This window comes from Nioella aestuarii, from assembly GCF_050896395.1.
GTDB lineage: Bacteria > Pseudomonadota > Alphaproteobacteria > Rhodobacterales > Rhodobacteraceae > Nioella > Nioella aestuarii.
Genome location: NZ_JBPBBA010000034.1, coordinates 37,301 through 46,859, shown reverse-complemented (window position 1 = coordinate 46,859; position 9,559 = coordinate 37,301). Strand labels below are relative to the sequence as shown.

General features: G+C 59.7%; 8 protein-coding genes and 1 pseudogene. 5 read left to right on the top strand and 4 right to left on the bottom strand.

Annotated elements, in window-relative coordinates; genetic code table 11:
• A pseudogene (locus ACROHD_RS16570) lies at positions 1-191 on the top strand (hypothetical protein); the annotation flags it as partial.
• Positions 192-692: 501 nt separating this feature from the next.
• Here ACROHD_RS16570 and ACROHD_RS16565 read toward each other — a convergent pair.
• Genes ACROHD_RS16565 through ACROHD_RS16550 form a run of 4 tightly spaced genes read right to left on the bottom strand, consistent with a single transcriptional unit; the run spans position 693 to position 4,943 of the window.
• A complete protein-coding gene (locus tag ACROHD_RS16565) occupies positions 693-1,655 on the bottom strand; it encodes a sugar-binding transcriptional regulator (protein ID WP_432679457.1) in 963 nt (320 codons plus the stop codon).
• Positions 1,656-1,701: 46 nt separating this feature from the next.
• The gene (locus tag ACROHD_RS16560) at positions 1,702-3,162 is read right to left on the bottom strand and encodes an FGGY family carbohydrate kinase (RefSeq protein ID WP_432679456.1); all 1,461 of its coding nucleotides are present in this window, start codon (positions 3,160-3,162) and stop codon (positions 1,702-1,704) included.
• Between the two features lie 3 nt (positions 3,163-3,165).
• Positions 3,166-4,125 carry a transketolase family protein gene (locus tag ACROHD_RS16555; protein ID WP_432679455.1) on the bottom strand — a complete coding sequence of 320 codons (960 nt, stop codon included), beginning with the start codon at positions 4,123-4,125 and terminating at the stop codon, positions 3,166-3,168.
• Positions 4,122-4,943 (bottom strand): transketolase, encoded by an 822-nt coding sequence (locus tag ACROHD_RS16550; protein WP_432679454.1) that lies wholly within the window; start codon positions 4,941-4,943, stop codon positions 4,122-4,124. The genes ACROHD_RS16555 and ACROHD_RS16550 overlap by 4 nt, the downstream gene beginning before the upstream one ends.
• Positions 4,944-5,163: 220 nt before the next feature.
• Here ACROHD_RS16550 and ACROHD_RS16545 point away from each other — a divergent pair, with 220 nt between their 5' ends.
• The 4 genes from ACROHD_RS16545 (at position 5,164) to ACROHD_RS16530 (ending at position 9,518) form a co-directional block, all read left to right on the top strand.
• The gene (locus ACROHD_RS16545; protein ID WP_432679453.1) at positions 5,164-6,144 is read left to right on the top strand and encodes an ABC transporter permease; all 981 of its coding nucleotides are present in this window, start codon (positions 5,164-5,166) and stop codon (positions 6,142-6,144) included.
• 103 nt (positions 6,145-6,247) lie between these two features.
• A complete protein-coding gene (locus ACROHD_RS16540; protein ID WP_432679452.1) occupies positions 6,248-7,183 on the top strand; it encodes a substrate-binding domain-containing protein in 936 nt (311 codons plus the stop codon).
• Positions 7,184-7,222: 39 nt separating this feature from the next.
• Positions 7,223-8,716: a sugar ABC transporter ATP-binding protein gene (locus ACROHD_RS16535; protein WP_432679451.1), complete on the top strand. Its 1,494-nt coding sequence runs from the start codon at positions 7,223-7,225 to the stop codon at positions 8,714-8,716.
• A 16-nt stretch (positions 8,717-8,732) separates the two neighbouring features.
• Positions 8,733-9,518: an SDR family NAD(P)-dependent oxidoreductase gene (locus ACROHD_RS16530; RefSeq protein ID WP_432679450.1), complete on the top strand. Its 786-nt coding sequence runs from the start codon at positions 8,733-8,735 to the stop codon at positions 9,516-9,518.
• The last annotated feature ends 41 nt before the right edge of the window (positions 9,519-9,559 follow it).

The following is a 9,559-nucleotide window of genomic DNA, read 5'->3' as shown; positions in this document are numbered from 1 at the left end:
AAACTCAATCAAGGATGAGCCAGAGCCTCCAAAACAAAACCCGCTCTGATGTCCCAAATTATCTGACGACGGACACCAAGTTGATCTACCTCGCCATCCGCAAATTCGAAAAGGAGGGCCGCAATGTCAGGGAATGGTTTGCAGCGCGCAATCAGTTCGCCATAATGTTCGGCGAGCGCTTCGACGCTTGAGTATCTGAAACCGCATGGGCCGGGCCAGATACACAGAGTTCATGACACTCCCACCCCCGGGGATATCGGAGTAGGAAATCGTCGCCCCCTCCGAAGACGTGATGACAAGTTCTGCTGCGCCTTGATAAACCGGCGATGTCGTCCCACCGCTTAGAACAAAACCCTGGATCGTAGTGGTCGTCATGGCTTTCCCCCTTCAATGTCCTCTTCAAACCCGCAAGGCGCAAAGTGCCTCTTAGTCCATGAGTATAGTTAACATTGCGTTGGTTTCTGTCCACAGTTCAGCAACATTTTGTTGATCATTGTTAATATGTTGCATCTCCCACGACATGCTTCATGCCTAAGAAATGCGCACAGGCGATCCGCACCAGGTGCGTCGCCCTCTCCGCAACCTCAATTCTGATCGGTTTCGGGTAAGAAGCGGGGCTATGAGGGAAACAGGGTGCTGCCCTGTTCAGTCATCTGCCGGCTTAGACATTCAACGCGGCAAAGCGACGGGCACTACGAACGCACTTCGCTTACAAGTCTCTCAGCTGTGAACTTGTCGGTCACGAGGATGTCGATAACACCGGTGCGCAGCGCACCTCTGATTGCGTCGGTCTTTCGGTCTCCACCGGCAAGGGCGATGACGCGGCCTACCGTTGACAGCTCCTCAAGTGTCATACCGATGACCCGGTCGTCTAACGGTGTCTTCACGAAACGCCCGCTCTCGTCGAAGAACCTTAAGCTGATATCGCCGACGCCGCCCGCTTCTTCGATCTCCGCCAGCTCACGCGAGGAAAACACATTGCCGCTGCGCGACAGCATGGACGATGGTTCCGTTGCACCGATGCCGACGATGGCCAGGGTGATCCGGCCGAACAGGTCCATCGTTGACCGCACATAGGTATCACCAAGAAGAACCAGCTTGGCCTCGCGCGATTGCGCGACACCCGGCGCGGTCAGCAAATGCGGTTCGGCCCCGGTCAGCTTTGCCAGTCGTGTCGTCAGGTGGTTTGCATGTGTCTGCACTGTCGGGTCGCCCATGCCGCCAAGCGTTTGCACGACGTATTTCGCTTTGCCCGATTTCATCGGGTGGATGTTGTCGACCATGCGCAGGATGGTTTCGGACCAGCTTGACACACCGATGATTTCATCAGTTTGCAAGGTGGCCTCCAGGAAATGAGCCGCAGCTTCGCCGATGCGCGACATGACTGCGCCGGGGCGGTCCTCGGAACACTCCGCCACGATGGCCTCCGACAGTCCGAAGCGCGCGCGAAGGCCTGCTTCAAGTTCTGCATAAGTGCCCGAGGGGGCGACCACAGTGGTGCGCACGATTTCTTCTTCCTGCGCCTTCTTCAGCATTCGAGAGACGCTGGCCTGTGAAATCCGCAGATGCTTCGCTATGTCGGCCTGTCTTTGGCGTTCGACGTGATACATCTGCGCCACGCGGGAGATCATGCGAAGCTCGTTCAGGCGGGACATGTGTGTTACGGGCCATCCAGTGTATGAGGCAGTGAATAGATATTCATTACACGCTCAGCAAAGTGCGGGCAACGGCTTTGCGCCACGCGTCCAAGTCACGTTCTCGCGCCTGGGTCTCCTGTTGCGGAGCCAACGTGTCCGCATGGTTGGCCAGCTTGGAAATGGACTCCAGATCAGGCCACAAGCCGGTTGCCAAACCTGCCAGATGGGCCGCGCCTATGGCCGACGCCTCAGAGTTTCGGCAGGGCGTCACGGGGTGATCCAGCGCGTCGGCAACCATCTGCATGAGATAGGGATTTCGGCTTGGTCCGCCATCAACGAACAGCCGTCCAATGCCGCCAGCCGCTTGAGTCATGATCGCAAAAACATCAAAGACCTGAAACGCGATGCTCTCGGCCGCCGCACGGGCGATATGGGCGGGTTTCGTGCCGAATGACAGGCCGCAAACCAACCCGCGCGCGTCGGCATTCCAATGCGGAGCGCCAAGGCCCACATGAGCAGGGACCAATGACACCCCCCCAGTGTCGCCAACGGTCTGCGCGAGATCCAACAACGCATCAACGCCATCCAGCCCAAGCATTTCTGCGGTCCACGGCAGAATAGAGGCACTGACCAGAATGTTTCCTTCAAAGGCGTAGGTCGATTGTCCGTTCAGGGACCAGGCGATGGTGGTCGTGATGCCAGTTGGCGGAACGATAAAGCCCGGGATCGTCGTCATGACGGAAGACCCTGTGCCGAATGTCACCTTCCCGTCACCAGCCCCAAAGGCCCCATGCCCGAACAACGCCGCATGAGAATCACCAATTGCCGAAGCCACTGGAAGGCCGTCCGGCAGGCCAGGAATGCCCTTCGTCGTTGCGAAGACACGGGCGGAGTCATGCACCTCTGGCAGCATCGCGGGATCAATACCGAAGAGCCGGCACAGATCATCGTCCCACTGGCCCTGCGCGAGGTTGAAAAGCTGCGTGCGCGCCGCGTTTGACCGGTCGGTCGCATGAACCGTACCACCCGATAGACACCAGATCAGCCAGCTGTCCACCGTGCCGATACAGATATCCGCACCCGTGCCATGATGCTCCAGCAGCCACGCCGCCTTCGTTGGTGGGAAGAGCGGGTCGAGCGGCAGGCCGGTGCGCGCAATCACCTCTGCCTCATGTCCCGCCGCCCGCAGGGCCGCGCAGGTATCAGCGGTCCGGCGGCATTGCCAAGTGATGACCGGACCAAGCGGTGCGCCGGTTTTGCGATCCCAGATCAGGATCGATTCCCGCTGGTTCGAAATGCCAAGCGCCACAACGTCCACCCCTGGGGCGGCCGCCAGGCACGCGGCCATGGCTGTTTTGGTTGCCTGCCAGATCTCTCCCGCATCTTGCTGCACCCAGCCCGAGGCTGGGTGGGAAATGGGCACAGGAGCCGATCCGGTTGCAAGGATTTCACCGTCTTCCGCAACAAGTACCGCCTTGGAATTGGTTGTGCCCTCGTCGATCGCTAGAACGGCCCGCTGCACCATCGATTACCCTTTCCGTTTGATCAACGCCGCGGCGCTTTTCGCGATGCCTTCGGGCGACATACCGAACTCGTCCAGCAGGAAATTGGCAGAGCCCGTAGGGGCGAAGATACCCGGAACGCCAAGCCGCGTCATCGGCACGGGGTGATGGTCGACCACCACCTCGGCCACGGCACTTCCCAGGCCACCAAAAACAGTGTGTTCTTCGCAGGTCAGGATCGCGCCTGTGTCCTGTGCCGCCTCAAGGATGGCGTCAGCGTCGATTGGACGGACAGTGGCCATGTTCAGAACGCGCGCAGACACGCCTTGCGTGTCCAGAATGGCTGCCGCTGCGACGGCACGATGGGTCAGCACACCGTTGGCGATGATCGTCAGGTCGCTGCCATCGCGCAGGCGGTTGGCCTTGCCGGGTTCAAACACATGATCTTCGGGCAAAAGGTCGGGCACACCCACGCGGCTGAGCCGCAGGAAACAACCGCCTTCATATTCTGCCGCCCACTTAACTGCTGCAGCCGTTTCGATCCGGTCTGCGGGCGCAATCACCGGCACATTGGGCAGCGCGCGGATCCAGGCGAAATCCTCGATCGAGTGGTGCGTTGCCCCAAGCTCGCCATATGCCATGCCGGAGCTGATTCCAACGAGCTTTACGTTGGTTTCGGAATAGGCAACGTCGGCCTTGATCTGTTCAAGGGCGCGGCCAGTCAGGAAGGGAGAGGCGGCGCAGACAAACGGGATCTTCCCGCCATTGGCAAGCCCCGCGCCGACACCAACCATGTTCTGTTCGGCAATGCCCACGTTGACCAGCCGGTCGGGAAACTTTTCCCGGAACCCGCCAAGCTTCGAAGACCCAACAGAATCGTTGCACACTGCGACGATGTCGGTGTTTTCGGCGCCGAGCGCCTCGAGCATACCGACGAAGGCATCGCGGCAATCGTGCAGTTTCGCGGTTTCAAACGGGGCATTCATTTTGCAGCCTCCTCAAGCTCGGTCATGGCCTGCTTGTATTGTTCTTCGGTCGGCACCTTGTGATGCCAGGCAACATTGTCGGACATGAAAGAAATACCTTGCCCCTTGTTGGTATGGGCAACGATGCATTTCGGCTTGCCGGGGGTGATCGTATCGGGCGACAGGGCGGTGCAGATCTGCTCCATATCGTGGCCGTCGATCTCTTCTACCGCCCATCCGAAGGCGGCGAGCTTTGGGGCCAGAGGGGCCAGGTTTATGGTATCGGCCAGCCGTGCGCCTTGTTGCAGGCGGTTGTGGTCGATGATGAGCGTCAGGTTGTCCAAGCCGAACTGCGCGGCAGACATGATCGCCTCCCAGTTCGATCCTTCCTGCATTTCTCCATCGCCAGTGATGACGAAGGTGCGCCAGCTGGCTCCATCCAGCTTCGCGGCCTTGGCCATCCCAACACCCACGGGCAGCCCATGACCAAGCGGACCCGTATTGGTTTCCACCCCCGGCACCTTGGTGCGATTCGGGTGGCCGTTCAGGCGCGAGTGGGGCTTGAGGAAAGTCGAGATCTCTTCGGGGGGAATGAACCCCTTTTCGGCAAGCGTGATATAGAGCGCCAGCGCGGTGTGACCCTTGCTCAACACCAGACGATCACGGTCAGGATCGCGCGGGGACTTGGGATCAACAGACATGATATGGAAGTAGAGCGCGGTCAGGAGATCGGTGACGGACATCTCGCCTCCGATATGGCCAGCACCCGCTTCGAAAACGGCGCGCAGATCCCGGCGGCGAATCTTGTTGGCGATGGCGCGAAGGTCGTGAGTTTCCATGAGAGCCTCTGAATATTTATTCGATATACAGTAAACATTCTCACCTGCAATCTGTCAAGACGCTTCCTCGGCGATGCAGTCAGGAGCCTATTTCTATAGTTCAAACAGACATTGCGGCGAAATAGGTGCTGTTGATCAGCGGCCTCTCTTGACAGACTCACGGCTGTTGGCTAAGCATGTTTCATCAAGCCTGCATAATTATGCGAACAGGGAGGAGGCAATGAGCATGGTGAACTCTTCGGGCAAAGAGAAGATGCCGCTGCGCGAGGTCTTCTCGCTTGGCGGCGCGACAGGGCCACTTATCGGGCTTCTGATTCTCTGCGCTTTCCTTTCAATTGCGACCGACTCGTTCCTGTCGTTCCGCAACTTCCTAAACATTCTCGACCAGATCACCGTGCTGGGGATCATGGCCGTTGGCATGACATTCGTCATTCTGATCGGTGGTATCGACCTCTCGGTCGGCTCGGTTCTGGCGCTGTCGATGATGGTTCTGGGCTATCTCAACGTTCAGGTTGGCCTGCCGATGAGCGTGGCTATCACGGGCGCACTCATTGCCTCAGCGCTGAGCGGTCTGGTCTCTGGCATCCTCAATACCGCCTTCAGAGTGCCCGCCTTTATCGCGACACTGGCAATGATGTCGATCGCGCGGGGTCTTGCCAACATGATCACCAACGGGTCGCAGATCATCGGCTTCCCGCCCTGGTTCAACATGGGCGCCATCATCCGTAATTTCGGCTTCCTGACCATGACCGTGGCCGTGATGCTGATCGTCTTTGCCGTGGCCATCCTGTTCCTAAGGTATCGTGAAGGCGGTCGCGCGCTCTATGCCATCGGCGGCAATCCCGAAGTGGCACGGCTTGCAGGTATCAACGTCGGCCGCACGACCGTACTGGTTTATGTGACGTCAGCCGTTCTTTCCGGTCTTGGCGGCATCCTTTTGGCGGCGCGGCTCGACTCGGTTCAGCCAAGCTCGGGCGTGGCCTATGAACTCGATGCCATCGCAGCGGTTGTGATCGGGGGCACAAGCCTGTCCGGCGGCACAGGCGGCGTTGTCGGCACGATTATCGGCGTTCTGATTATCGGGGTACTGCGAAATGGTCTGAACCTGCTTGGCGTCTCGCCATTCCTGCAGGCTGTGATCATCGGCACCGTCGTGGTGCTGGCCGTCGCCGCCGAGACCATCAAACAACGCGGAAAATGAGATCTGGGGATCCGGGTATTGACCCGGTCCCCCGAAAACCTGGCCCGATCCGGGCCGCAACAGGGTCCAAGACAGCAAGACCCACCACACGGAGGAGAAACCAATGAAACCCACAATGAAGGCCCTTTCGGCCGTCGCACTTGCCGCGGCGATCGCAAGCCCCGCCGCCGCACAGGAAGTCGAGCGTATCGGCCTGGCGGTTCCGAACCTGCAAGCCGACTTCTTCAACCAGATCCGCCTCGGCGTTGAAAGCTACGGCGCCGAACTGGGTATCGAAGTGATCACCGTCGATGCCGGCAACGACACCGCGACCCAGGTCAGCCAGGTTCAGGACCTTATGACCCAGGGCATCGACGCCTTCATCTACATCCCCGCTGGTGCCGCCGCGGCCGCCGTTCCGACCCGCCTGGCCCGCGCCGAAGGCATCCCGGTCATCAACGTGGACCGCGTGCCAGATGGCGCACCCGGCGACACCTTCATCGCAGGTGAAAGCGTCGAGTCTGCCTACCAGGTGTGTAACCACATCATCCAGCTGGCTGGTGGTGAAGGCCAGATCGCGATCATTCACGGTCAGCGCGGCACCACCCCCGAGGTCGACCGTTATGCAGGCTGCTCGCGCGCAATCGAGGAAAACCCGGGCGTGGAACTGGTCGCGCAGCAGTGGAGCCAGATGTGGTCGCCGGATGAAGGCTTCTCCATCGCGCAGGACATCCTGCAGGCGAACCCCAACCTGCGTATGATCTTCGGTCAGGCCGACGGTCTTGCCATGGGTGCTGCTCAGGCGGTTGAAGTGGCCGGTCTTCAGGACCAGGTGATCATCGGTGGTTATGACGGCGACGTTGCAGCGCTGGAATACCTGGCTGCCTGCGAAGGTCCCTTCGTTGTGACCGCCACCCAGTCCACGCAGCTGATGGGCCGTCTTGCCGTTGACAGCGCACTGGCTGTTGCTGCGGGCCAAGAAGTGCCGGAGCGCCAGATCCCGAACGCCGTTCTGACGACCTGTGAGAACGCACCCGAGTTCGTGGCCAACCACCCGTAATCGGCGAAACCCGACACCCGTGAACACAGAGGCAACGCCATGACCAATTCCGGCAAGACCCCGATCCTATCCCTGCGGAACATCCACAAGTCCTATGGACCCATCGAAGTTCTGCACGGCATTGATCTGGATATTCATGCTGGTGAGGTCGTGGCGCTGCTTGGTGAAAACGGGGCCGGCAAATCGACCGTATCAAACATCATTTCTGGGACGGTTCTCCCTTCGTCCGGAGAAATGACTTGGCAGGGCGCGAGCTACGCGCCCGCCAATCCGCGAGAAGCGCTCGATTCCGGGGTGGGAATGATCCACCAGGAGCTGATGCTGCTACCGCACCTATCCATTGCAGAGAATATCTTCGTCGGGCGCTACCCGATGAAAGGCGGTCGAGTAGACCGCCGCGAGATGGAGAGCCGGGCCCATCATGGGCTCGAGCGGCTCGGCCTCGACATCTCGCCACGTCGCCTCGTCCAGGGGCTATCCACGGCCAACCAACAGTTGATCGAGATTGCCAAGGCGTTGACGCTCAATGCGCGGCTTCTGATCCTGGACGAGCCGACGGCGGCGCTTGGGGGCGAGGAAACCAAGCTCCTGTTCAAGCAGATTGAGCGCCTGAAGGCAGAGGGTGTGGGGATCATCTACATTTCCCACCGGCTGGAAGAAATCAAACAAATCGCCGACCGGATCGTGGTCATGCGAGATGGCTCGAAGGTGCAGGAATTCGACACCGCCGACCTGCCGGTTCGAACCATCGTCGAGGCAATGGTTGGTCGCAGCATGGAACAGATGTTCCCACCATTGGCCACGCCGACCGAGGACACTCTGCTAGAGGTCAAGGGGCTGGCATCGCCCGCCGGGCATTTTAGAGATGTCAACTTTTCCGTCCGAAGAGGCGAAATCTTTGGCATCGCCGGTCTTGTTGGCGCAGGTCGCACAGAACTGGTGCGCGCTATCGCGGGGGCCGACCCGATTTCCGAAGGCACCGTGACGCTGAACGGCGAGGATATCACGCCGTCGTCACCCAGGGACGCGATCCAAAACGGCATCGTCCTGGTCCCGGAAGACCGCAAGCTGCAGGGGGTCGTGCTGGATCACGCGATCCGTGAAAATATCGCCTATTCGAATTTCGAATCCGTGGGCAAATCTGGCTGGATCAGTGGCCGCCGTCTCCGCAGCTTTGCGGATGAGAATATCGCGCGCTTCGGCGTCAAGGGACAGGGCCGGCAGAAGGCTTCCGAGATGTCGGGTGGCAACCAGCAGAAGGTGGTGATTGCCAAGTGGCTAGCCCGCAATCCACGCGTGGTGCTGCTGGATGAGCCGACCCGCGGCATTGACGTCGGTGCGAGATCGTCGATTTACGAGATCATCCATGGGCTGGCCGCCGAAGGCGTGGCCGTGATTATCGTCAGTTCCGACCTCGAAGAGGTTCTCGGCGTGTCGAACCGCATCCTTGTCATGGCGGCGGGGCGGCAGACGGGTATCCTAGATCATTCAGAGGCCAATGACGTTTCGGTCATGGAACTCGCGACGGCCTAAGAAAAAGGACAAACGTATGCAACGTTTCAAAGGTCAGACTGTCGTTGTGACCGGCGGCAACAAGGGTATCGGCTTCGGAATTGCAGAGCGGTTCGCAGCTGAAGGTGCCAGCGTGGTCATCGCCTCGATCGAACCGCAGGTCGAAGAGGCCGCCGCGAAGCTGCGCGACTCCGGTGCCCGGGCGTCCGGTGTTATCTGCGACGTGACAGATCGCGGCGCTGTCACTGCACTCTATGACCGGGCGGAGGAAGAGTTCGGTTCTGTCGATGTCTCGATCCAGAATGCGGGCATCATCACCATCGCCAAGGTCGAAGATCTGACCGAGGGCGAATGGGACGCGACCATGGCGGTCAATACGAAGGGCGTTTTCCTGTGCTGCCAGGAAGCGATCAAGCGCATGCGCGCCTCTGGCAGGGGTGGGCGGTTGATCAACACGGCATCTGGCCAGGCGCGCGACGGGTTCATCTATACGCCCCACTACGCAGCTTCGAAGATGGGGGTCGTGGGCATCACCCAGAGCCTCGCCAAGGAGGTCGCACTTGATGGGATCACCATCAATGCAATCTGCCCCGGCATAATCTACAGCGAGATGTGGGACTACAACGATAAGATCTGGGGCGATATGCTAGGCAACTACGCGCCGGGCGAACTGATGAAGGACTGGGTCGAGAACAAGATCCCCATGAAGCGCGCAGGACAGCCCGCTGACGTTGCCGGCCTTGTTGCCTTTCTCGCCAGCGAAGATGCAAGTTACATCACCGGCCAGACCATCAATGTTGATGGCGGCCTGATCATGTCCTGACGTGCTAAGCCGCGCGGACTAAAACAGAAAAAGTCGGAGGA

Excerpts from the sequence above, each read along its gene's own strand:
- ACROHD_RS16565 (WP_432679457.1), bottom strand. The coding sequence starts at position 1,655 with ATGTCCCGCCTGAACGAGCTTCGCATGATCTCCCGCGTGGCGCAGATG.
- ACROHD_RS16560 (WP_432679456.1), bottom strand. The coding sequence starts at position 3,162 with ATGGTGCAGCGGGCCGTTCTAGCGATCGACGAGGGCACAACCAATTCC.
- ACROHD_RS16555 (WP_432679455.1), bottom strand. The coding sequence starts at position 4,125 with ATGAATGCCCCGTTTGAAACCGCGAAACTGCACGATTGCCGCGATGCC.
- ACROHD_RS16550 (WP_432679454.1), bottom strand. The coding sequence starts at position 4,943 with ATGGAAACTCACGACCTTCGCGCCATCGCCAACAAGATTCGCCGCCGG.
- ACROHD_RS16545 (WP_432679453.1), top strand. The coding sequence starts at position 5,164 with ATGAGCATGGTGAACTCTTCGGGCAAAGAGAAGATGCCGCTGCGCGAG.
- ACROHD_RS16540 (WP_432679452.1), top strand. The coding sequence starts at position 6,248 with ATGAAACCCACAATGAAGGCCCTTTCGGCCGTCGCACTTGCCGCGGCG.
- ACROHD_RS16535 (WP_432679451.1), top strand. The coding sequence starts at position 7,223 with ATGACCAATTCCGGCAAGACCCCGATCCTATCCCTGCGGAACATCCAC.
- ACROHD_RS16530 (WP_432679450.1), top strand. The coding sequence starts at position 8,733 with ATGCAACGTTTCAAAGGTCAGACTGTCGTTGTGACCGGCGGCAACAAG.